Genomic DNA, 22,298 nt, shown 5'->3' with positions numbered 1-22,298 from the left:
GCCTCGATGCTCGGCCTCCTGCGAGGCGAGCGCCGTGACGTGATCCGACTGAGCGTGGGCCTGGTCCTCCTGGCAGCCGCGACGGCCGTCGCATGCGTCGCGATCCTGAGCCTCGGCGACGCGACCCCCGCGGAGGCGCGCGTCGTGACGGTGCTGGGCGGATCGGCGATCACGCTCGGCTTCGCGGTGGCACCCCTCGTGCTCGGCGCCGCCGACCCCCTGGACCCGCGGCGTTTCGCGGTGCTCGGTCTGCCGCCGGGGCCCCTGTCGGCGGGACTGGTCGTCGCGGGTCTGATCAGCGTCCCCATCGCCGTCGTGCTCGCCCTGGCGGCGTGCGCGGCGGTGATGTGGGACTCTCACGGCGCCTCGCTCGCGCTGGGCGCGGCATCCGTCGTGCTCGCCGTGCTCACCTGCACCCTCCTTGCCCGCGTCGGCGAAGCCGTCGCCGCGCTCGTGGTGCGCGAACGACGCTCGAGAGAGCTGACCGGCGTCTTCCTCGTCGCCGTTCTCGTGGTGATCGTCCCGGTGGGAGTGTTCCTCGCATCCCTCGAGTGGGGCGCCGCGGTGCCCGTCGAGCTGCGGGGGGCGGCCGACGCGTTCGCCCTGACGCCCCTCGGAGCCGCGTGGGCGCTGCCGTCCGCCTCCGGAGGCGCAGTCGCAGCGCTGCTGGCGATCGCGGTCACCACGGTGGTGGCCCTGGCTGCCCTGTGGGTCGCGCTCGTGCAGCGGATGCTCTCTCACGTGGAACGCCCCGCCGCGGTGCGCGAGCGTGGGGGACTGGGCTGGTTCGCCGTGGCGCCGGGCACCCCGGGCGGCGCGGTCGCGGCCCGCAGCCTCGTGTACTGGCTGCGCGACCGGCGCTACCGCGTGAACATCCTGGTCGTGCCGGTGGCGGCGGTGCTCACCGTCGTGCCCCTCCTGATCGCCGGCGTGCCGTTGCCGATCGCCGCTCTCGTGCCCGTGCCGATCATGGCCCTGTTCTTCGGATGGCTGCCGCACAACGACGTCGCGTACGACTCCACCGCGGTGTGGATGCACCTGGCCAGCGGCATGCGCGGTCGCGCCGACCGGCTCGGCCGGCTCGTGCCGATCGTGCTGATCGCGCTGCCGCTGCTGTCGATCGCCGTGTCGGTCGCCTCAGCGCTGCACGGGCGGTGGGCGGTGCTGCCCGCGCTGGCCGGCGTGAGCGCATCGCTGTTCCTGTCGGGTCTGGGGCTGTCCAGCATCGCGTCCGCCGCAGCCCCGTACGCCGTCTCCCACCCCGGCGACAGCCCGTTCCAGCAGCCTCAGCGCACGGATTCGCGTGGCGCCATGTCGCAGGCGCTTGTGATGATCGGTGCCATCGTGCTGAGCGCGCCTGCGCTGTGGTGGGCCTGGCTCGCCGTCACAGGCGACCTCTCCTACGCCACCGCTGCACTGTGGGGCGGGCTGGTGACGGGAGCGCTCGTCCTGGTCGTGGGCGTCGCGATCGGGGCCGTCGTCTTCGAGCGGCGGGGCGATCGCATCATGGAGTTCGCGGAGGCCTCCTGACCGACCCCGCGTGCGCGCCGCTACACTGGCATATCATGAGCACGCCACTGGACCAGCCCGATCCGGGCGGAGTCGCCACCCTCGACCGCGAGCTCGAAGAGCTCATCCGCGAAGAGAGCGTCGAGCCGGGCGACCACGAGCGGTTCTCGCACTACGTCAAGAAGGACAAGATCCTCGAGTCCGCCCTCACCGGCAAGCCGGTGCGCGCGTTGTGCGGCAAGAAGTGGACGCCGGGCCGCGATCCGGAGAAGTTCCCCGTCTGCCCGACGTGCAAAGAGATCTACGAGTCGCTTCAGACCTGACCGGTCACCTCGGCCGCCTCGGTGAACACCGTCGGCAGCGCCGGATCGGAGCGGCTGAGCGCCAGCGCGCGCACCGGCAGCTCCTCCCGCACTCGCAGGTGATGCGCGCGCGCCGCAGCGACGCCGGCCGGGCCTTCGGCGCTCGCGTCGATGTCGCCCCGGACGACCAGCGGAACCTGAAGGGCGCGGGCGTCGGGGTGAGCCGCGGCGTCGTCGAGCTCTTCGTATCCGTCGGACACGACGACGAGTTCGCTCGTGGCCACGCCGTCCTCCCGCGTGCGGAAGGCGGCCTTCCGGCCCCCGCGCGAGGCCTTGTCGGTGGAGGCCTTCGCGACGCCGATCCACGCGCCGGCGTCGTCCTGGCGGGCGACGAGCTTGAAGACCATGCCGGCGGTGGGGCTTCCTGAGCCGGTGACGACCGACGTACCGACCCCGTAGGAGTCCACGGGCGAGGCGGCGAGGGCGGCGATCGCGAACTCGTCCAGGTCGCTCGTGACGGTGATGCGGGTGCCGGTGGCGCCGAGGGAATCCAGCTGCGCGCGCACGTCGGCGGCGACGGTGGGCAGATCCCCGGAATCGATGCGGACTCCGCCGAGGCCCGTGCCGGCCACGCGCACGGCGGTCTCCACGCCGGTGCGGATGTCGAAGGTGTCCACGAGCAGCGTCGTGTCGGTGCCGAGCGCCTCGATCTGCGAGCGGAAGGCGTCCTCCTCGGTGTCGTGCAGGAGCGTCCACGCGTGGGCTGCCGTCCCCATCGTGGGGATGCCCCACCGCCGGCCGGCGGCGAGGTTGCTCGTGGCGTTGAACCCGGCGATGTACGCGGCGCGCGCCGCGGCGATCGCGGAGTCCTCACCCGCGCGGCGGGAGCCCATCTCGGCGAGGGGGCGGTCGCCGGCCGCCACGCTCATGCGGGCCGCCGCCGACGCGATGGCCGAGTCGTGGTTGAGCACCGACAGGACGAGCGTCTCCAGCACGACCGCTTCCGCGAACGTGCCCTCCACGGTGAGGATCGGCGAGCCCGGGAAGTACAGCTCCCCTTCGCGGTATCCGGTCAGCGTGCCGGTGAAGCGGTAACCGGCGAGATAGTCGAGCGTCTCGGCATCGACGATCTTCTCGTCGCGGAGGAACCGCAGTTCGTCGTCGCCGAAGCGGAAGTCGCGGAGCAGCGTGAGGAGGCGGCCGGTGCCGGCCACCACGCCGAAGCGGCGGGCACCGGGAAGGCGCCGGCCGAACACCTCGAAGACGCACCGGCGCTGCGCGGTGCCGTCGCGCAGGGCGGCGTCCAGCATCGTCAGCTCGTACCGGTCGGTGTGCAGGGCGGAGCTCGCGGTCATGCCGTCACCCTATCCACGGATCCGGCGCCCAGGCGCACGCGGGTAGGGTGGTTTCTCGTGGATAACGCGCCCATCGGGATCTTCGACTCGGGGGTCGGTGGACTCACCGTCGCACGTGCGGTCTCGGCCCTGCTGCCCCGCGAATCCCTCCTCTACGTGGGTGACACCGCGCGCTCCCCGTACGGGCCCAAGCCCATCGCCGACGTGCGCCGGTACTCCCTCGAGGTGCTGGATTCCCTCGTCGAGCAGGGCGTGAAGATGCTCGTCATCGCGTGCAACACGGCGTCGTCGGCGATGCTGCGCGACGCACGCGAGCGCTACGACGTGCCCGTGGTGGAAGTGATCGGCCCCGCCGTGCGGACGGCGATGTCGACCACGCGCAACGGCCGCATCGGCGTCATCGGCACGGAGGGCACGATCTCATCCGGCGCCTACCAGGACATGCTCGAGGTCAACGAGCGTCTCACCGTGTTCGCCCAGGCCTGCCCGCGCTTCGTGGAGTTCGTCGAAGCCGGCGTCACCGATTCACCCGAAGTGCTGGCCGTCGCCGAGGAGTACCTCGCGCCGCTGCGCCACGCCGGCGTGGACACGCTCGTGCTCGGCTGCACGCACTACCCGTTCCTGGAGGGGGCGATCAGCTACGTCATGGGTCCGGACGTGAGCCTGGTCTCCAGCGACACCGAGACCGCCAAGGACGTCTATCGCCAGCTGGTGGGCCGCGACCTGCTCGCCGGAGCGGACGCCGTGGCATCCCACGTGTACGAGGCGACCGGAGCCTCGGTCGACGACTTCGTCCGCCTCGCGCACCGCCTGATGGGCCGCGAGGTGCGCGACGTGCAACTCGTGCAGACCGGCGCGATCGAGATTCCGCGCTGAGGCGCACCCTTCCCTCCGCTGCGGGAGATCGACCCGAACGCCCGCAGAAGAGGGAGACACCCGAATGAAAGGCATCCCATGACCGACATCACCCGCGCAGACGGCCGCGCCGTCGACCAGCTGCGTCCCGTCACGATCGAGCGGAACTGGTCCAGCCACGCCGAGGGCTCCGCGCTCATCAGCTTCGGCGGAACGCGCGTGCTGTGCACCGCCTCGTTCACGAACGGCGTGCCGCGCTGGCTCACCGGCAAGGGCAAGGGATGGGTCACCGCCGAATATGCGATGCTTCCGCGTGCGACGAACGACCGCAACGACCGCGAGAGCATCAAGGGCCGCGTCGGGGGACGCACGCACGAGATCTCGCGCCTGATCGGACGCGCTCTCCGCGCCGTCGTGGACACCAAGGCGCTCGGTGAGAACACGATCGTGCTGGACTGCGACGTGCTGCAGGCCGACGGTGGCACCCGCACCGCCGCGATCACCGGCGCGTACGTCGCGCTGGCGGACGCGATCGCGTGGGGCAAGGAGCGCAAGTTCATCGCCCAGCGCTCCGAAGTGCTGCACGACTCCGTCGCCGCCGTGTCGGTGGGCATCATCGACGGCACCCCGATGCTCGACCTCGCGTACGTGGAGGACGTGCGTGCCGAGACCGACATGAACGTCGTGGTCACCGGGCGCGGGCTCTTCGTCGAGGTGCAGGGCACCGCGGAGGGAGCGCCGTTCGACAAGCGCGAGCTCGACCGGCTGCTCGAGCTGGGCGTGGCCGGATGCGCCGGCCTGCGTGACGCCCAGGCCGCCGCCCTGGCGGGCTGAGCGATGGCCGGACAGGTCGTCCTCGCCACGCACAACGCCCACAAGGTGGAGGAGTTCCGGGCCATCGTCACCGCCGTGCGCCCCGACCTCGAAGTCATCGGCTACGACGGGCCGGAGCCCGTCGAAGACGGCGTGACCTTTGCGCAGAACGCGCTCATCAAGGCGCGTGCCGCAGCCGCCCACACGGGGCTCCCGGCGCTTGCGGATGACTCCGGCCTGTGCGTGGACGTGCTGGGCGGCTCGCCCGGCGTCTTCTCGGCGTACTGGGCGGGGCACGCGAAGGATGCCGCGGCCAACCTGACGCTCCTGCTCGACCAGCTCTCCGACGTCGCCGACCCGCACCGCACGGCGCACTTCGTCTCCACGATCGCGCTCGTGCGGCCCGGGGGCGGCGAAGACACCGTCGAGGGCCGGTGGTCCGGGCGTCTTGCCACGGCGGCATCCGGCGAGGGGGGATTCGGCTACGACCCCATCTTCATCCCGGACGGGCAGGAGCCCGGCGCCGAGCGCACGGTCGGGGAGTGGTCGGCCGCGGAGAAGAACGCGGTGTCGCACCGTGCGCGGGCCTTCGCGGCGCTCGTGCCGCTGCTGGAGCGCATCTGACCGCGACCGAGAATCGTTCTCGTTCCCGACTGGGCGAAAGCGGCGCGCGGCCCGCGCCCCCGTTCTAGCCTGGGAGCATGCACGATCACGCGCCCGGGATCCGCGGGGCGAGCAATCGCCGCCTGCTGGCGATCTCGCTCGCGATCACGACCGTCGTCATGGTCGTGCAGATCGTCGGCGCCGCCCTGTCCGGCTCGCTCGCCCTGCTCGCCGACGCCGCCCACATGTTCACCGACGCCGCAGCGCTCGTGATCGCCCTCGTGGCCAGCACGCTCGCCGCCCGGCCGGCGAACGACCGGCGCACCTTCGGCTACCGCCGCGCGGAGGTGTTCGGTGCCCTCGTCAACGGGGTGATCCTGCTCGCCCTGTCGGCGTGGGTCGCGATCGAGGCGATCCTGCGGCTCGTCGATCCGGGCGAGGCCGAGATCGTGGGCGGCCTCATGCTCGCCGTCGCGGTGGCGGGGCTCATCGCCAACGCCGTCTCGATGTGGCTGCTCAGCAGCGCGCAGCGGCACAGCATCAACGTGCGCGGCGCCTACCTCGAGGTGCTCGGAGACCTGCTCGGCTCGGCGGCCGTCATCGTCGCGGCCATCGTGATCGTGGTGACCGGATGGGCGCCGGCGGATGCCGTGGCCTCGCTGCTGATCGCCGCCATGATCGTCCCCCGTGCGGTGGGGCTGCTCCGCGAAGTCGGATCGGTGCTGTGGGAGTCCACGCCCGAGGGCATGCACGTGCAGGAGATCCGCGACCACATCCTCGGCACCCCCGGCGTCGTCGGAGTGCATGACGTGCACGTGTGGCAGCTCACGCGGGGTGCACCCGTATTCAGTGCGCACGTCGTCGTCGACGAGGACTGCCTGCGCAGCCAAGGGTCCGGACGCGTCCTGTCGTCATTGCAGGGCTGCCTGTCGGACCACTTCGACGTCGCGCACTCCACGTTCCAGCTCGAGCCGGCCGGGCACGTCGAGCACGACGACGCGCGCCACGCGTGAGGCTCACGACTCCCTGACCACCTCATCCGGGGTCTTGTCGGGCCGCAGGCCCCGCCAGCGGGCGTGACGCAGGATGCCGCCCGGGGTGAACTCGGCGAACTCCACCTCGCCCACCAGGTCGGGCCGCACCCACAGTGCGTCGCTGGCGTCGGGGCGCGGGACGTCGACGAACGGGTTCTCGTCGGTGCGCAGCGGAGTCAGCCGAGCCTCCAGCTGCGCGAGCGTGGCCTCGCTGAAGCCCGACCCGACGCGGCCGGCGTAGTGCAATCCGTCGTCGCCGGGCACCCCCAGCAGAAGCGAACCGATCGTGCCGCTGCGCCCGCCTTTGCCCGGACGGACGCCGCCGATGACGACCTCCTGCGTGCGCGTGAGCTTGACCTTGAGCCACTGCTCCGTGCGCTCCCCGCGGCGGTACGGCGACGCGGGGTCTTTCACGACGATGCCCTCCAGGCCGAGACTGCGACTGGCCGCGAGTGCCGCATCGACGTCGTCGAATACGGGAGGGAGTACGAGCGGCCCGGATGCCGCGGTCGCAAGCTTCTCCAACGCGCGGCGACGCTCGCGAAGCGGGCGGGGCGCCAGGTCGCGTCCGCCGAGCGCGAGAACGTCGAAGAGGAAGAGCTTCACCGGGGTGCGCGGTGTTTCGCGCGCGATCTCGCGCGGCTTCTCCAGGTTCATCCGGGTCTGCAGGAGCGGGAAACTCGGCCGCCCCTGCCCGTCCAGGGCGACGATCTCGCCGTCCAGGACCGCCGGTTCGGGGCCCAGCCCCAGGTCGACGGTCGTCAGCTCGGGGTATTTCGCGGTGACGTCGTTGCCGCTGCGGGCGCGCAGGTGCAACCGCTGCCCGTCCCACACTCCGATCGCGCGGATGCCGTCCCACTTCGCCTCCACCCACGCGTCGTCCTCGCCCGACCAGCGCCGCGCCGCCTGGCGCGCGATCCCCGGCGTCGCGGTCGTGGCGAGCATCGGGCGCAGCTCGGCGCGCGGCGGGATCCTGGCGCCGGCGTGGGCGGGGCCGGAGAGGGCGGCGTCGGCGGGGTCGGAGAGGGACGGGCCGGCGTCGTCCGCGTCGACGGCGGACGGATCGGCGTCCTCCTCCGCTGCCGGCGCGGGCGCGTGGTGGTCGGGTGCAGGCGCGGCGTCGTCGGCATCGGTGGGGACGACGGGCGCCCCGTCGGCCTGCGGATGGCCCGCCGCATCCGTCTTCATGCGGTGCAGGAGCCACGTCGACTTCTCACCGCTCCCGTCGGTGCGGATGAGGGCGAGGCGCACGCGCCCGAGCGGACCTCCCGGGCGCCCCTCGAGGGTGAAGATCACCTCGTCGTCGCGCCACTTCTCCAGCTCGTACCGGCCCTCGTCCCAGATCGTCATGGAGCCCGCGCCGTACTGACCTGCCGGGATCGTGCCGGCGAACGTCGCGTACTCCATGGGATGGTCTTCGGTCTGGACCGCCAGGTTGTTGCGCGCGGTGGTGGAGGGCACGCCTTTCGGGACGGCCCAGCTGGCCAGCACCCCGTCGCGCTCCAGGCGCAGATCCCAGTGCAGCCGGGTGGCATGGTGCTCCTGGATGACGAAGCGCGGCAGGCCCTCGGATGCGGCGGCGCCGGCGGGGTTCGCGGGCACCGGCTCGGGTGTGGCGCCGGCGGTGCGCTTGGCGATGTACTGACCCAGCGGGCCGTCTTCCGTCGCGCGCGCGCCGGCGGTGAACCCCAGCGCGGCCATCGGGTCGCCGGAGGCCTCCACCCGCTCCAGCACCTCGGAGAACAGGAGGTGACGCAGCTCCGGGTCGTCGAGCTCCTCCCACGTGCGAGGCGCCGCGACGGTGGGGTGGGCGCGTCCGCGCAGCGAGAAGGGCGCGATGGTCGTCTTGGCGCCGTTGTTCTGGCTCCAGTCGATGAACACCTTGCCCGGGCGGGCCGACTTGGCCATCTGACTGACGACGAGGTCGGGGGAGTCGGCCTCGATCGCGCGGGCCAGCTCCTTCGCGAACGCCGTGATGGCATCACTGGACTGCTCGCCGGGGAGCGGCGCGTACAGGTGGATGCCCTTGCTGCCGCTGGTGACGGGGTAGGGCTCCATGCCCATGTCGGAGAGGATCGCGCGCGCCTGTCGCGCCACTTCGGCGCACTCGGCGAGGCCCACACCGGGGCCGGGGTCGAGGTCGAGCACGAGGCGGTCGGGGTTTCCGCGCTCGCCGTCGGGGGCGAACCGCCATTGCGGCACGTGGAGCTCGAGGCTGGCGACCTGGGCGAGGTAGACGAGGGTGGGCACATCTCCCACGAGCGGGTAGTCCTTGGGTCCGGAGGAGTGCGGGATGGGGCGGCGCTGCACCCACGACGGCGCACCGGCCTCCAGGTCCTTGGCGAAGAACGACATGCCGGGGTCATCCGCTGTGCCGACGCCATCGGGCCAGCGCTTTCGCGTGACCGGTCGACCCGTCACATGCGGGATGAGCACGGGGGCGATGCGGGTGTAGTAAGCGATGACCTCGCCCTTGGTGGTGCCGGTGTCGGGGTAGAGCACCTTGTCGAGGTTGGTGATGCGCAGTCGCCGGCCCTCGATGCGCACCGTCTGTTCACCCGCCGCCATGGCACCACCGTAGCGGCGCGGATGCAAGGGGTTTCGGGGATTGCTGTGACAGGTGTTCACTGGTGGGATGAGGGCGATCTGGAAAGGTGCGCTGACCTTCGGGCTCGTGAACGTGCCGGTCAAGGTGTACTCCGCGACCGAGGACCATGACGTGCCGCTGCATCAGGTGCACAACAAAGACGGTGGACGCATCCGCTATCAGCGCATCTGCGAGGTCGACGGCGAGGTCGTGCCGTACTCCGACATCGACCGCGCCTACGACGACGGCGAGCGGACGGTCGTGCTCACGAAGGAGGATCTGGACTCCCTGCCCTCCGAGCGCAGCCGCGAGATCGATGTGGTCGAGTTCGTGCCGAGCGACCAGGTCGATCCGCTCACGCTCGACCGGGCCTATTACCTCGAGCCCGACTCCGCCTCGCCCAAGGCGTACGTGCTGCTGCGCCGCACGCTGGAGGAGACCGACCGCACCGCGATCGTGCGGTTCTCGCTGCGGCAGAAGACGCGCCTGGCCGCGCTGCGCGTGCGCGGCGACGTGCTCGTGCTGCAGACCCTCCTGTGGCCGACGAGGTGCGCGAAGCCGCCTTCCATCGCTGGGTGAATCCGTGCGGATCTCGTCGAAGGAACTGGAGATGTCGGCGGCGCTGGTGGACAGCTTCGCGAAGGACTTCGACGCGGAGGAGTTCACCGACGAGTACCAGGCCGAGCTGCGCACCCTCATCGACGCCAAGCTCGAGCAGGGCGACGCGCTGGACACTGCCGCCACCTTCGGCGAGGAGGAGGAAGCGGACTCCGGCGGCGAGGTCATCGACCTCATGGAGGCCCTGCGCGCGAGCGTGGAGCGCAGCCGGGCGGCTCGGGACGGCAAGGGGGAGTCGGCGTCGAAGAAGTCGGGCTCGGCCGCATCCGATTCGTCCGCGTCCTCCGGCAAGACGTCGACGGCCAAGAGCAAGCCCGCGTCGAAGTCCTCGACGTCCAAGAGCTCGGCGTCGAAGAACTCGGCGTCGAAGAGCTCGACGGCTAAGACTCCGGCGAAGAAGAAGACCGCGAAGGCCTCCTGACGCTCAGCCCTTCGGGCGTCGGGGGAGTGCGGCTGCTCGAACGTGTCGGTGTCGAGGGCGAGGGAGCGCGCCTCGGCGGCATCCGTCTCGGGATCGCCGCCGTGCGGGGCCCGCTTGGCGGCGGCGCGCTCGCGGAAGTAGTGGAACGCGACGAACCCGACCGTGCCGACGACGGCGACGAGCAGGATGACGTCGATGTACTCCGCGACGAAATCGCCCACACCGGGGATCAGTCCGATGCCGTAGCCGAGCACCGTCAGCCCGAAACCCCAGATGAGCGCGCCGATGAGGTTGTAGAGGGTGTACTTCCACTTGTTCATGTGCCCACCCCCGCCGCGATCGGCGCGAAGGTGCGCACGATCGGGACGAAGCGGGCGAGGATGACGGTGAGCCCGCCGAACCGCTCGAAGAAGGCGTTCGTGCGCTCGACGTTCTTGACGCTGAACAGTCCGGATTCCTTGCGTTCGAAGATCGCCGGGCCGGCCTTGTGTCCGATCAGGTAGCCGACCTCACCACCGACGAAGGCGGCAAGGCCGATCAGGAGCCCCACGAACCACACGTTGATGCCGAAGACACCGTGGGGCGCGACCGCCGAGGGGTGCGAGAGCAGCCCCGCCATGATCAGGAGTGTGTCGCCGGGGAGGAGGAATCCGACCAGCAGTCCGGTCTCGGCGAAGATGATGAGGCACACCACCAGCAGCGCCCACGGCCCTGCGGCCGTGATGATCGTCTCTGGGTCGAGCCAGGGGATGAGCGCGGCGTGCGTGATCACGGAATGTCCCGTCGTTCGGTCGGCGGAGAGGGCGGGTACAGAGCGTCCCCGTGCGGAAGGTGGGACTTGAACCCACACGCCCGGAGGCACAGGAACCTAAATCCTGCGTGTCTGCCAATTCCACCACTCCCGCGAGTGGGTTCAGTCTAGGCGAGCCCTGTGACACCCACAGGGGGGATAACCCGACCGTCGAACCGGGTGGTTACCCCTTCAGTCCCACGTTGGCGACGCTCTCCACGATCTTCCGCTGGGCGAGGACGAAGACGACCAGCACGGGGACCGCGGAGATGACGGATCCGGCCATGGCTGCGGGCAGGTTCCCCAGATGCGCGGACTGCAGCAGCGGGAGGCCGGCGGTGAGGGTCAGGTTGTTGGTGTCGAAGATCACGTACGTCGGCCAGAGGAGATCATTCCACGCGCCGAGGAAGCTCAGGACGAGCAGGGTGGACAGAGCGCCCTGCGCCTGCGGCAGCATCACCGAGATGAAGATGCGCCACTGGTTGGCTCCGTCGATGGATGCCGCCTCCTCCAGCTCCTTGGGCAGGCCGGCGAAGAACCCGCTGAGGAAGATCACCCCGAACGCCCCGCCGAGGGACGGCAGGATGAGCGCCGGCAGCGAGTCGAGCAGTCCGAGACGGTCGACGGTGACGAAGTTGGGGATCAGGAAGACGAAGCCGGGAACGAAGAGGGTGGCGACCAGGACGCCGAAGACGAGCCCGCGCCCGCGGAACCGCATTCGGGTGAGGGCGAAGGCGGCCAGTGCGGCGAACACGACGGAGAGCACTGCCGACGTCGTGGAGACGATCACGCTGTTCATGAACCATCGCAGCACCGGTGTCGGCCCGTCGAAGGACAGCAGGGGCAGGTACGCCGCGAAGGTGGGGTCTTCCGGGATCAGCGACGCGTTGGTCTGGACTTCGAACGGCGATTTGAACGATGCCGACAGCAACGACAGCAGCGGCAGCACGATGGCGAGCGCGAGAAGGGTCAGACCGATATAGGACACGACGTTCGCGAGGCGCGGCGTGGATCTCACGAGTCTTTCCTTCCGCGGCCCGAGGTGAGCCAGAAATTGATCATGCTGACGACCACCAGGATGATTCCGAGGAGGTAGCCCATCGCGGATGCGACCCCCATACGCGACTGAGTGAGTCCGGACTCGGCGATGTACATGATCGCGGTGCGCGTCGAGTTCGATGGACCGCCGAGGGTCATGATGTAGGGCTGTCCGAACAGGTTCGCCGATGCCAGGACGGTCAGGACGATGATGAGCGCCGTGACCGTGCGGAGGCCGGGGAGCGTGATGAAGCGGAAGACCTGCCGGGAGTTGGCTCCGTCCAGCGCTGCCGCTTCGTACTGGTCCGCGGGGATGTTCTGCAGCCCCGCAAGGAAGACGATCGTGTTGAAACCGAGCGTCCACCACACCGTGGCGACGAGGATCGACACCCACGCCCCGGGCTGTGTCTGCAACCACGACACCGCCGGCAATCCCAGCGCCTTGAGAATCGCGTTCACGGGGCCGAACTGAGCGTCCAGCAGGTACCGCCAGAGAAGTCCGATCACCGACACTGAGAGCACGTACGGGGCGAAGAAGATCGCGCGATAGACCGTGCGCCCCCGGAACCTCCGGTTCAGTGCGAGGGCGACCAGGAGCGGCAGAACGACCAGCGGAACCACGCTGATCAGCACGAAGAGGCCCGTGTTGCCGAGTGACTGCCACCATCCGTCGAAATCACGCGTGCCGGGCGTGAACAGGTCGATGTAGTTCTGCAGCCCGACCCAGGGCTGTACCGGGAAGTTGTAGTCGTAGTTGTGGAGGCTGATCCACACCCCGAAGACGGAGGGGAACGCGACGAACAACCCGAAGAACACCAGGAACGGGGCGAGGAACAGCCAGGGCGTGTACCAGGCGAACCGTCGGATGGGGCGCGGGGACCTGCCGGTGTCCCCGCGTCGGGGGCTCACGAGTTCGGACTCGCGCGCCCCCACCACGGGCAGGACGGATGCCATGGTCAGTAGCCGTACTTCTGCCTGTTGTCCTTGATGATGGCGTTCGTCTGCTCCGCCGCTTTGTCGAGCGCCTCCTGCGGGTCGGCGCCCGAGGTCATCACCTCGTTGATCGCGTCCGTCAGCGGGGTCAGTGAGCTCTCCAGCCCCGGGTAGAGCGGGTTGAACGCGATGTGCTCGATCTGCGCGGCGAACGGCTGCAGCAGCGTCAACTCCTGCTCGGCGCTCTCGCGGACGCTCTTGCGCGCCGGAACCTGATTCGCGTGCGCCCACTCGAGGGAGTTCTGCGACAGATAGTTCACGAAGTACGCCGCGGCCGCCGTCTTGTTCTCGTCACCCTCCGCCTGCGTGGTGATGGTGAGCTGATGCGAGCTGCCCCAGACGCCCGGCTGGTCGCCGACCTGCGGGACCTCCGCGGCCATGAAATCCACCTCGGCCAGGGCAGGGTCGCCGAGGTGCCAGATGCCGAACAGGCCCATCGCGTTCTCGCCCGCGAGGAAGGCCTTCCACGGGTCGTCCACGTTCTCCGGGCTGTACCCGTCGTCGATCAGGGACCGCTGCCAGGCGAGCGCCTCGACGCCGGCGGCGGAGTTGAACGTCGCTTCGGTGCCGTCCTCGCTGAACTCGCTGCCCCCGAACTGGGAGAGGAACGTGCGGAAGCCCCACTCGTCTGAGGTGGGTTGCCAGAATCCCTGGATGCCGGCGGCCTTGAACGCATCGAGCTGTGCGATCAACTCGTCCTTGTCGGTGGGTGCAACGGGGTCAAGCCCCGCCTCGGCGTAAACCTCCTTGTTGATGAAGAGCCCGTACATGTGCTGATCGAGCGGGATCGAGTATCGGCGATCGTCGTACTCAGCCGCGTCCCACACGTTCTCCGCGAAGTCATCGCCGGTCAGGTCGAGGGCTTCGACGACGTTGTCGATCGCGAGCAGATTTCCCTGCGCGACCTGCGAAGCCACGTTCTGGACATGGATCACGGCGACATCCGGTCCCTTGTCGGCCCTGATCGCCGTCCCGATCTTCCCGTACAGATCGCTGCCGGGCATCGAGGTCGCCGTGACCGTGATCGACTCCTGCGACTCGTTGAACTCGTCCACCATCGTCTGGAAGTGCGGCCCGTCCGCGCCGGTGAAGGGATTCCAGACCGTCAGCGCGACATCGGGACCGTCATAGCTGTCTCCGCTGACGGTCACTTCCGCGCCGGTGCCGGCGGACTGCCCGCTGCACGACGAGAGCGCGAACGCCAGGACGGTCACTGCGGCGACGGCCGTCACGTGTCCTCTCGTGAACTTCATTGCTTCTCCTTTGAAGGTCGGCCCGGGGGATCCGCGACCACGTCACACCGGTGAGTTTAGAGCGCTACAAACTGCTGTCAAGGCGGGCGCTAGAATTCAGCACCTAGGGGAGGAGTCCGAATGCGTGGGCTACGGCTGCAGGACGTCGCGGATAAGGCGGGGGTATCGGTCTCGACGGTGTCGAACGTCGTGCGGGACCGACCGCACGTGTCGGCGAAGATGCGCCACAAGGTCCAGACGGCGATCGACGAGCTCGGCTATCGCCCCAATCGGGTCGCCCGGCAGCTGGCCACCGGCAGGACCGGGTTCATCGCGCTGGCGTTCATGCAGATCACGAATCCGTACTTCGCGGAGCTGGGACAGATGATGTCGCGCGTGGCCGAACGGGCCGGGTACCGCGTGCTGTTCGAGGAGACCGGGGCCTCCCTGGAGGCGGAGCGCGAACTGCTGACGGACCTGGACTCCAGCCTGGTCGACGGCATCCTCCTGCAGCCCTCCGCCATCTCGCAGCGCGAGCTCGCCCGTACTCGCACCGACGTTCCCCTGGTCCTGCTGGGGGAGGCGTCGGCTCCGCTCACCCTCGACCATGTGATGATCGACAACGTCGCGGCGGCCCGCGAGATCACGGCTGACTTGATCGCCGCGGGGTGCCGGCGGATCGCGTTCGTCGGTCATGAGGAGACCGCGCTCAGCGAGACCTCGCGGCAGCGTCTGCTCGGCTACCAGGAGGCGCTCCAGGCGGCGGGGCTCGGCGTCGACCCGGCGCGACTCGTCGCGTTCGACGCGGCTCCCGTGGGCACCGTGCCCTCCGCCCACCTGCCCATCGGCCGTGCTCTGGACCGGGGTCTGGACGCCGACGCGCTGGTGTGCCGAGACGACCTGGTCGCCTTCGGTGCGATCCGTGCCGCTCAGGAACGCGGGCTGCGGATCCCCGCAGATCTGGCCATCACCGGGTGGGACAACACGTGGGCCAGTGCGCTCGCCTTTCCCGGCCTCACCACCGTGAGCCCGAATCTGGCGACGCTGGCCTCGACCGCGTTCGGCCTGCTCGCCGAGCGGATCGATGGGTACGCCGGGGCTGGACGCCACGTCGTCACCTCCCATTCGATCGTGCGGCGGGAAAGCTCCCCGCCGCCGGCCGCCGGTGGCGAATGAGCGTCTTTGCAGCGCTACACATCATGCGGCTACGATTCGTCGCATGCGTCAAAACGATGTCCTGCCGGTTTCCCTGGCCCGCACAGACGGCGGCAGCTACCCCCGACCGCAGTTGGTCCGTGGATCCTGGACCGACCTGAGCGGGACATGGGGGTTCGCTTTCGACGAGGACGATCTCGGTGTAGGGCTCGGCTGGCATCGCGAGCCCGCGTTCGATCTCGACATCGTGGTGCCGTTCCCCCCCGAGTCCACCGCATCCGGGGTGGGAGTGACCGAGCCGCGAAGGATCTTCTGGTACCGGCGCGAGGTGTCGGCACAGGAGATCGCGGCCGCCGGTCACGGGGACGGCCGGCGGCTGCTCCTGCAGTTCGGAGCGGTTGATTACCGCTGCTCGGTGTGGCTGAACGGCGAGCTGGTGGGCAGCCACGAGGGCGGGCAGACCCCGTTCGGGATCGACATCAGCAGCGCTGTCGACGACTCCCGCGCGTCTCAGCTGCTCGTGGTCCGCGTCGAAGACGACCCGAGGGACGTCACGCAGCCGCGGGGCAAGCAGGACTGGCAGGACGATCCGCACGCCATCTACTACCACCGCACCAGTGGAATCTGGCAGCCGGTGTGGTTGGAATCCGTCCCGAGCATCTTCGTTCAGACCCTGCACTGGCGGTCGGATTTCACCGCCGCCACCGTCACCGCCCGCATCGTGCTGAACGACCGTCCGTCGACGCCGACACCCATCAGCATCGAGCTGGTCAGCGACGGCACACCCCTGGCCACGGTCACGACGACCGCCACGGAGCGCGAGATCACCGTCGCTCTCCCCGTTGCCGCGATCGCCAACGGGCAGGGCTATCACGATCTGCTCTGGAGTCCGGAACGACCTCACCTCCTCGACGCCGTCGTCCATGCCGGCGCCGACCAGGTGAGCTCCTACCTCGGGCTGCGCAGTGTGGAAGTCGACCGTGGCAGGTTCTTGCTCAACGGCAGCCCGTACTACCTGCGCTCGGTGCTCAGCCAGGGGTACTGGCCGCAGTCGCACCTCGCCGCGCCGGGCGCCGATGCGCTGCGCCGAGAGGTGGAGCTCATCAAGGAGCTCGGGTTCAACGCTGCCCGCATCCACCAGAAGTTCGAGGATCCTCGCTTCCTCTACTGGGCCGACCGTCTCGGTCTCGTCGTCTGGGGGGAGGCGCCCGCGGCATTCGCGTTCGGGCCGACCGCAGTTCAGCGCACGATCAGCGAGTGGATCGCGGCGCTCGAACGCGATTACTCCCATCCCTCGATCGTCGCGTGGGTTCCGCTCAACGAGAGCTGGGGCGTGCAGGAGATACGGCACGACCCGCAGATGGTCGAGTTCGCCCGCAGTATCGCCGCCCTGACCCGGGCGATCGACCCGACCCGGCCCGTCGTGAGCAACGACGGCTGGGAGCAGGTCGACACCGACATCATCGCCATCCACGACTACGAGTGGCAGGCCGACGTCATCGCCGCCCGTTACGCGGATCGACCGGCAATCGATCGGATGCTCGGAACCCTCGGGCCCGCGGGGCGCCGCCTGGTCCTCGCCGGCGACGTCGACGACAAGCCCGTGATGCTGACCGAATTCGGTGGAGTCTCGTATGACACGTCGCAGCAGGCGGGCGCGTGGGGGTACTCCACCGCATCGTCGCCGGACGACCTCGCCGAACGGATGGGCGCGATCTTCGCCGGGGTCCACGCCAGCGGAGTGCTCGCGGGGTTCTGCTACACGCAGCTCACCGACACGCTGCAGGAGACGAACGGCCTGCTGACGGCGGACAGGGAGCCGAAGTTCGCCGCCGCGCGCATCCGTGAGATCGTCACCGGCCGCCGCGGTTGATCCCGATGACCGGAACCGATCCCGGGCCCACATCGCTGACCGGGCGGGCGAGGGCAGGGTACTCGGCCCGGCGCCCCCTGCTCCTCGACGCCGAGGCAGGTGCGGTCACCGTCATCGCCGCCACCGAGCTCGTCGGGCAGCAGGTGCAACCGGACACCGAACTGGTCTGGATCGTGCTGCCGGTCGCCGGCGATGCGCCTCACGACCGGTGGCAGGCGACGGCGGTGTCGGTCGATGTGGAGTTCACCGACGGAGCGCAGCTGTCCCGGATGGGGGCGGTGGATCAATACGGTGACGGCATCACCGCGCACGCACAGGGGGCGGCCCGCAAGCTCTGGCCCGATCAGTGGAACCTCCGGCGGGTGTCGCTCGAGCCTGCCGTGGGGCGCGTCATCCGCCGTGTCACCGCGTCCCTGGGCACAGGCGCCGGCGCATCGGTGCGGGCGTACCTGGACGAGGTGGGCCTCGTGCCCGTGCGCGAGCCCGTCGACGACCTGGACACGGTCGACACGAGACGCGGCAGCCACTCCACCCCGACGTTCTCCCGTGGCAACACCGCGCCACTGGTCGGGCTCCCGCACGGTGGCGTCTTCGCTGTGCCCATGACCGACGCGTCCGCGAGCGACTGGCCGTACTCCTGGGCGGCGCACAACCGCGCTCACGACGGCAGGCCCGCGGTACAGGCCTTCGCGACCTCGCACATCGCCAGCCCGTGGATGGGCGACCACGGCGTCTTCCAGCTCATGCCCAGCCCGCTGCGCGAGCCGGCCCTGGACCGCACGCAGCGCGCACTCGGCTTCGAGCATCGCGATGAGAAAGCGCGCCCGCACCTTTATGAGGTGGCACTGGACGGCGGAATCATCGCCGAGATCGTCCCCGACCAGTTCGCGATCGCGGCGCGGTTCAGCTTCGACGGCGGGGAAGGGTCGATCATCGTCGACCATCTCGGGGATGCCACGCTGCTGTCGCAGTCCTCGACCGCCGACGGCCACGAACTCGACGTGCACCTCCACCCTTTCGCTGCCAAGCCCGCCTACTTCGTGCACTGCGCTTTCTCGCACGTGCACAGCAGCGACGTGCGGCAGCATGGCGACACCGTGCGCGGTCACCTCCGCCTCGCCGATGGGGCGCAGGTCGTGGAGGCGGTCGTCGGTCTGTCCACCGTCAGCCCCGCCCAGGCCCGCGAGAACGCACGACCGAGCGTGCGCTTCGCCGACCGCAAGCACGCGGCGCGGGAAGAGTGGTCGCGGATCATGAGGCTTCTCGACGTCGACGCGCGCAGCGAGCAGCAGCGGGCGAGCCTCTACGGCGGCTTGTATCGTGCATTCCTATACCCCAACTGGTACTCCGAGCCCGTCTCCGACGGCGGCTTCGCGTTCGGCTCGCCCTCCCACCGCGGCCGGATCGAGCACGGTGCGCTCGCCGTCAACAACGGCTTCTGGGACACCTACCGCACGGCATGGCCGCTTGTGGCGCTCCTGCATCCTGGGGCGTCGGTCGCACTCGCGAACGGCTTCGTGAACCACGCTCGCGTCGCCGGCTGGACCCCGAGGTGGAGTGCTCCCGCCGCCGAGGACTGCATGACGGGGACCACCTTTGACCTCGTGTTCGCCGACCTCGCCGCGAAGGATCTGCCCGGGCTCGACCTGGCGGGCGGGTACGCCGCCGCGGTGAAGGGGGCGACGGTGCCTGCGACCGACCCCGCGGTCGGGCGCAAGGGGCTGCGGGAATCGCGGTACCTGGGATGGACGCCGACGTCCACCCACGAGGGGCTCTCCTGGTCGCTGGACAACGCGCTGAACGACTGGGGCATCGCCGTCCTCGCCGACCGGCTGCACGGTGCCGAACACTCCCCGCCGCGCCGAGAGGAACTCGCCGTCGAACGCGAGTACTTCGCGCGGCGCTCCCTCGGCTACCAGCGCGTGTTCGACCGCGAGCGGGGATTCTTCATCGGGCGCGACATCAACGGGGGCTGGCGCACGCCCTTCGACGCCCTCGAATGGGGCATCGACTACACCGAGACCCATGCCTGGGGCACCGCGTTCACCGCACCGCACGACGGCGCCGGGCTCGTCGAACTACACGGTGGGGAAGGAGCGTTCGGCGCGCGCCTCGATGAACTGCGTGAGATCCCGGAACCGGCCAGCGAAACCAATGTGGGCCACTACGGCAGGGTCATCCATGAGATGCTCGAGGCACGCGACACCAGGATGGGGCTGCTGGCGATGTCGAACCAGCCCGCGCACCACATCCCTTTCATGTACATGTTCGCAGGCAGGCACGACGACGCCCATCGGCTCGTCAAGGAATGCCTGGACCGGCTCTTCGTCGGATCCGACTTCGGCCAGGGGTACCCCGGCGATGAGGACAACGGCGAGATGAGCGCCTGGTATCTGTTCGCATCGCTCGGCCTGTACCCCTTGGTCCCCGCCACGGGCACGTACGTGCTGGTGCCGCCGTCCGTGCGCCGCGCTGTGCTGCGTCCCTTCGGGGGCAACGAGGTCGAGATCCGGATCGTCCGCGGTGACCCCGATGATTCGTTCATCTCCTCCGTCCGCGTCGACGGGAGGGAGTGGCACGACATCAGCATCGGTCACGACGTCCTGCAACGCGGCTGCCGCATCGACTTCGAGCTGTCGTCCATCCCGACGGGGTGGGCCCGACACTCTCGCCCCATCTCCTCCCGCACACTGCACGGCTTCTCGCAGCCGGTCCAGGACCTCGCGCACCCCGCGCGCGCCGACGGGACGTCTGCAGGGCTGGAAGCACTGGTCGATGACCGGGCAGCCATCCCGGTCGCGGTCGCCCCGGGTGACGCCCTGACCATTCGCTTCGCGGAGGCCGCGCCGGTGTCGATGGTCACCGTGACCGCCGACGGGCCCGGGGCGATCGACTTCGACGTCGACCTGCTCGACGAACACGGGCTCGTCGTCGCATCACGCCCCTACCGGCACGTCGCCTTCACCTGGGCGGAGCAGCTCCGCCCGCTCAGCGCGCCGCGCGTGGATGGGCCGCCCCCGTGCGGGGCCAGGTTCGTGTTCCGTGGCACCGGCACCGTACGCCAGGTGGAGGTCATCCTCGCTGACTCCGGAGCGACCGACCGCCGGTGAATTCGGCTCAGGGGCCAGGAGCGCGTCAGCCGCCGATGATCACGGTCGTGCACCCGGGTCCGGGGCCCACCGGGATCCCGTGAATCGACATATCGCCCAGTCGCGCCGCCGGACGCCCGCCGATGAGGACCGTCGCGCTGCCGGTCGCCAGCCCGTTCGGGGCGGGCGAGGCGCACACGATTCCGCCGGGGGTGCCGGCCGCGACCGCGGCCGGCATGCCGCCGATGAGGACTGCGGGGACGCCCGCCGCCGGCGTGATGGGACCGCCGATGTGCACCGTGACGCCCTCCGACAGCGGGCAAGCGGCCATGTCACCGACGCGCAGGGCAGGCCCGGTGGGCACGATCCGGCTCCTTTCTCGCGGGGGAGCAACGCCGGCCGGGCATAGCCCTCCGGTACGGCGACGATACTCCGGCCGAAGGGAAGGGGCCGGATCGCCGGTGCGGCGGTGGGGGCAATCAGCGTGCCCGTTGAGCCGGTGTTGAGTGCACGAAGAGTGCGGGGGAGCAGGCTGGGCCCGGCAGCTCGCCGACCCCCGAGGAGGAGGACATGATGTCACGTATCGCGGTCCGGGTCTTCGCCCGTGACCCTATTTCGGAGGCTGGCCTGTCCAGCCAGCTCCGTCCCCGTCCCGAGGTCCGCGTCGTTTCTCCGCGTGAGGACGAGGACCCTGAGGTGGTGCTGGTGCTCGTGGATGCCGTGGACGAGGAGTCGCTGAACACCCTGCGCTTCCTGCGCCGCAACGGTGACGCCAAGGTCATCTTGATCCCTGCCAGCCTCGATGATCAGGGTCTGGTCCGCGCGATCGAAGTGGGCGTGGTGGGGATCGTCCGGCGCGTCGAAGCCACGCCGGAGCGGCTGGTATCGGCGATCCGCTCCGCCGCCGCAGGTGAGGGCGCTGTCCCACCAGACATGCTGGGCCGCCTCCTCGAGCAGATCGGCAGGCTTCAGCGCACCGTCCTCGATCCGCGCGGGATCGCCTTCAACGGCCTGTCCGCACGCGAGGTGGAGGTCCTTCGCCTGGTCGCCGAGGGCCTGGGCACCGCGCAGATCGCGCTGCGCCTGTCGTACTCCGAACGGACGGTGAAGAACATCCTGCACGACGTGACGACGCGGTTGCAGTTGCGCAACCGGTCGCACGCGGTCGCTTACGCCCTGCGGGAAGGACTCATCTGATCACCGCGCATCGCGCTGCCCGAGAGGGCACCGCACAGTGCCCGCCGCCGTGCCCGCATTCCGCGCACGCACGACCGCGCTGTGGCGACCATGGAGGCGAGGAGGGGAGGCGCGCATGATCCGCCATGCGACCGGAACGTCGCGCGTGGGCGCGTGATCGGGGAGGTGGATGACGCCATCCGGGCGATCGTGCGCACCGACGCGATCTCCGACCCGGACGTGGACGTCGTGCTCGACGCGCCGACGACCGACTGGGCCGCGCGCCGGAACGCGCCGACCGTGGATCTGTACCTCTACGACATCCGGGAGGACACGCGCCGCCGTGAGAACGGGTTCCTGGAACGGCGGGATCCGCGCGGCATCGTGGTGGGACGGACCCCGGCGCCGCGCTATTTCAAGCTTTCCTACCTCGTGACCGCATGGACGCAGCGGCCCGATGACGAGCACCGGCTGCTGGATCAGCTCCTGCAATGCTTCCTGCGATTCGACGCGCTGCCGGACGAATTCCGCGTGGGTGGTCTCGCCGACACCGGCCAGCCCGTGCAGATCACGGTGGGGCTGCCGCCCCCGGAGGACCGTGCGTTCGCCGATGTGTGGTCCTCCCTCGGTGGGGAGCTGAAGCCGTCACTGGACCTCGTGGTCCTCGCACCGGTGCTCCCAGGTGTGTCCCGGACCGCGGGGGCGCCGGTGACCGAGGGTGTGGGAGCGACGTTCCAGAACATGCCGGACGCGGTTGAGGAACGGCTGTTCCGAGCGGCGGCTCCGGACCCAGCACGGTCTGCCGACATCCCGCGGACGCCCCGGGCCCCGCGTCCTCGAGACGGGCGACGCTGA

General features: G+C 70.0%; 17 protein-coding genes, 1 tRNA gene and 2 pseudogenes. 12 read left to right on the top strand and 8 right to left on the bottom strand.

Annotated features, from left to right (window positions below):
- Positions 1-6 precede the first annotated feature (6 nt).
- Entirely contained in the window at positions 7-1,530 is a 1,524-nt protein-coding gene (locus tag E4K62_RS11305; protein ID WP_240742672.1) for a hypothetical protein, read from the top strand.
- A gap of 35 nt (positions 1,531-1,565) precedes the next feature.
- Entirely contained in the window at positions 1,566-1,832 is a 267-nt protein-coding gene (locus E4K62_RS11300; protein ID WP_135067488.1) for a DUF3039 domain-containing protein, read from the top strand.
- Here the strand turns inward: E4K62_RS11300 and E4K62_RS11295 are convergent.
- Positions 1,823-3,166 carry a nicotinate phosphoribosyltransferase gene (locus E4K62_RS11295; protein WP_135067486.1) on the bottom strand — a complete coding sequence of 448 codons (1,344 nt, stop codon included), beginning with the start codon at positions 3,164-3,166 and terminating at the stop codon, positions 1,823-1,825. The two genes, E4K62_RS11300 and E4K62_RS11295, sit on opposite strands and share 10 nt — an antisense overlap.
- Before the next feature lie 57 nt (positions 3,167-3,223).
- On the opposite strand from E4K62_RS11295, the gene murI reads away from it, so the two are divergent.
- The 4 genes from murI (at position 3,224) to E4K62_RS11275 (ending at position 6,450) form a co-directional block, all read left to right on the top strand.
- Positions 3,224-4,042 carry a glutamate racemase gene (gene murI, locus E4K62_RS11290; RefSeq protein WP_135067485.1) on the top strand — a complete coding sequence of 273 codons (819 nt, stop codon included), beginning with the start codon at positions 3,224-3,226 and terminating at the stop codon, positions 4,040-4,042.
- Positions 4,043-4,120: 78 nt separating this feature from the next.
- Positions 4,121-4,855, top strand: a complete 735-nt coding sequence (rph, locus tag E4K62_RS11285; protein WP_135067484.1) for a ribonuclease PH — start codon at positions 4,121-4,123, stop codon at positions 4,853-4,855.
- 3 nt (positions 4,856-4,858) lie between these two features.
- Positions 4,859-5,458, top strand: a complete 600-nt coding sequence (gene rdgB, locus E4K62_RS11280; RefSeq protein ID WP_135067483.1) for an RdgB/HAM1 family non-canonical purine NTP pyrophosphatase — start codon at positions 4,859-4,861, stop codon at positions 5,456-5,458.
- Positions 5,459-5,535: 77 nt separating this feature from the next.
- Positions 5,536-6,450, top strand: a complete 915-nt coding sequence (locus tag E4K62_RS11275) for a cation diffusion facilitator family transporter (protein WP_135067482.1) — start codon at positions 5,536-5,538, stop codon at positions 6,448-6,450.
- 3 nt (positions 6,451-6,453) lie between these two features.
- On the opposite strand, the gene E4K62_RS11270 is transcribed toward E4K62_RS11275, so the two are convergent.
- Positions 6,454-9,039, bottom strand: a complete 2,586-nt coding sequence (locus E4K62_RS11270; protein WP_135067481.1) for an ATP-dependent DNA ligase — start codon at positions 9,037-9,039, stop codon at positions 6,454-6,456.
- 67 nt (positions 9,040-9,106) lie between these two features.
- Between E4K62_RS11270 and ku the strand changes: the two are divergent.
- Positions 9,107-10,097, top strand: a pseudogene (gene ku, locus E4K62_RS11265) (non-homologous end joining protein Ku).
- A gap of 32 nt (positions 10,098-10,129) precedes the next feature.
- Here ku and E4K62_RS11260 read toward each other — a convergent pair.
- The 5 genes and pseudogenes from E4K62_RS11260 to E4K62_RS11240 form a co-directional block, all read right to left on the bottom strand.
- A pseudogene (locus E4K62_RS11260) lies at positions 10,130-10,869 on the bottom strand (DedA family protein); the annotation flags it as partial.
- 51 nt (positions 10,870-10,920) lie between these two features.
- Positions 10,921-11,002, bottom strand: a tRNA-Leu gene (locus E4K62_RS11255).
- 69 nt (positions 11,003-11,071) lie between these two features.
- Positions 11,072-11,905, bottom strand: coding sequence for a carbohydrate ABC transporter permease (locus E4K62_RS11250; RefSeq protein WP_205805751.1), 834 nt, complete (start codon positions 11,903-11,905; stop codon positions 11,072-11,074).
- Entirely contained in the window at positions 11,902-12,879 is a 978-nt protein-coding gene (locus tag E4K62_RS11245; protein ID WP_135067479.1) for a carbohydrate ABC transporter permease, read from the bottom strand. Before E4K62_RS11245 ends, E4K62_RS11250 begins: the two co-directional genes overlap by 4 nt.
- A 2-nt stretch (positions 12,880-12,881) precedes the next feature.
- Positions 12,882-14,171 carry an ABC transporter substrate-binding protein gene (locus tag E4K62_RS11240; protein WP_135067477.1) on the bottom strand — a complete coding sequence of 430 codons (1,290 nt, stop codon included), beginning with the start codon at positions 14,169-14,171 and terminating at the stop codon, positions 12,882-12,884.
- Between the two features lie 120 nt (positions 14,172-14,291).
- Here E4K62_RS11240 and E4K62_RS11235 point away from each other — a divergent pair, with 120 nt between their 5' ends.
- The 3 genes from E4K62_RS11235 to E4K62_RS11225 are packed head-to-tail and all read left to right on the top strand — an operon-like array spanning position 14,292 to position 20,288.
- Positions 14,292-15,326 (top strand): LacI family DNA-binding transcriptional regulator, encoded by a 1,035-nt coding sequence (locus E4K62_RS11235; protein ID WP_135067475.1) that lies wholly within the window; start codon positions 14,292-14,294, stop codon positions 15,324-15,326.
- Positions 15,327-15,369: 43 nt separating this feature from the next.
- Positions 15,370-17,178 carry a glycoside hydrolase family 2 protein gene (locus E4K62_RS11230; RefSeq protein ID WP_135067473.1) on the top strand — a complete coding sequence of 603 codons (1,809 nt, stop codon included), beginning with the start codon at positions 15,370-15,372 and terminating at the stop codon, positions 17,176-17,178.
- A 5-nt stretch (positions 17,179-17,183) separates the two neighbouring features.
- Positions 17,184-20,288 carry a GH92 family glycosyl hydrolase gene (locus E4K62_RS11225; RefSeq protein ID WP_135067471.1) on the top strand — a complete coding sequence of 1,035 codons (3,105 nt, stop codon included), beginning with the start codon at positions 17,184-17,186 and terminating at the stop codon, positions 20,286-20,288.
- A gap of 25 nt (positions 20,289-20,313) precedes the next feature.
- Here E4K62_RS11225 and E4K62_RS11220 read toward each other — a convergent pair whose 3' ends face one another.
- The gene (locus E4K62_RS11220) at positions 20,314-20,631 is read right to left on the bottom strand and encodes a PAAR domain-containing protein (protein WP_205805749.1); all 318 of its coding nucleotides are present in this window, start codon (positions 20,629-20,631) and stop codon (positions 20,314-20,316) included.
- A 206-nt stretch (positions 20,632-20,837) separates the two neighbouring features.
- On the opposite strand from E4K62_RS11220, the gene E4K62_RS11215 reads away from it, so the two are divergent.
- Together E4K62_RS11215 and E4K62_RS11210 are read left to right on the top strand one after the other, a co-directional pair.
- A complete protein-coding gene (locus E4K62_RS11215; RefSeq protein ID WP_240742671.1) occupies positions 20,838-21,464 on the top strand; it encodes a response regulator transcription factor in 627 nt (208 codons plus the stop codon).
- Between the two features lie 153 nt (positions 21,465-21,617).
- Entirely contained in the window at positions 21,618-22,298 is a 681-nt protein-coding gene (locus tag E4K62_RS11210; protein WP_135067469.1) for a Pvc16 family protein, read from the top strand.

Source organism: Microbacterium wangchenii, assembly GCF_004564355.1.
Taxonomy (GTDB): Bacteria; Actinomycetota; Actinomycetes; order Actinomycetales; family Microbacteriaceae; genus Microbacterium; species Microbacterium wangchenii.
Note: the sequence above shows the minus strand (reverse complement) of the source record. Positions and strands in the feature narration are given on the sequence as shown.

Coding starts and splice junctions, on each gene's coding strand:
- E4K62_RS11305 (WP_240742672.1), top strand. CDS start 7: ATGCTCGGCCTCCTGCGAGGCGAGCGCCGTGACGTGATCCGACTGAGC.
- E4K62_RS11300 (WP_135067488.1), top strand. CDS start 1,566: ATGAGCACGCCACTGGACCAGCCCGATCCGGGCGGAGTCGCCACCCTC.
- E4K62_RS11295 (WP_135067486.1), bottom strand. CDS start 3,166: ATGACCGCGAGCTCCGCCCTGCACACCGACCGGTACGAGCTGACGATG.
- rph (WP_135067484.1), top strand. CDS start 4,121: ATGACCGACATCACCCGCGCAGACGGCCGCGCCGTCGACCAGCTGCGT.
- rdgB (WP_135067483.1), top strand. CDS start 4,859: ATGGCCGGACAGGTCGTCCTCGCCACGCACAACGCCCACAAGGTGGAG.
- E4K62_RS11275 (WP_135067482.1), top strand. CDS start 5,536: ATGCACGATCACGCGCCCGGGATCCGCGGGGCGAGCAATCGCCGCCTG.
- E4K62_RS11270 (WP_135067481.1), bottom strand. CDS start 9,039: ATGGCGGCGGGTGAACAGACGGTGCGCATCGAGGGCCGGCGACTGCGC.
- E4K62_RS11245 (WP_135067479.1), bottom strand. CDS start 12,879: ATGGCATCCGTCCTGCCCGTGGTGGGGGCGCGCGAGTCCGAACTCGTG.
- E4K62_RS11240 (WP_135067477.1), bottom strand. CDS start 14,171: ATGAAGTTCACGAGAGGACACGTGACGGCCGTCGCCGCAGTGACCGTC.
- E4K62_RS11235 (WP_135067475.1), top strand. CDS start 14,292: ATGCGTGGGCTACGGCTGCAGGACGTCGCGGATAAGGCGGGGGTATCG.
- E4K62_RS11230 (WP_135067473.1), top strand. CDS start 15,370: ATGCGTCAAAACGATGTCCTGCCGGTTTCCCTGGCCCGCACAGACGGC.
- E4K62_RS11225 (WP_135067471.1), top strand. CDS start 17,184: ATGACCGGAACCGATCCCGGGCCCACATCGCTGACCGGGCGGGCGAGG.
- E4K62_RS11215 (WP_240742671.1), top strand. CDS start 20,838: ATGATGTCACGTATCGCGGTCCGGGTCTTCGCCCGTGACCCTATTTCG.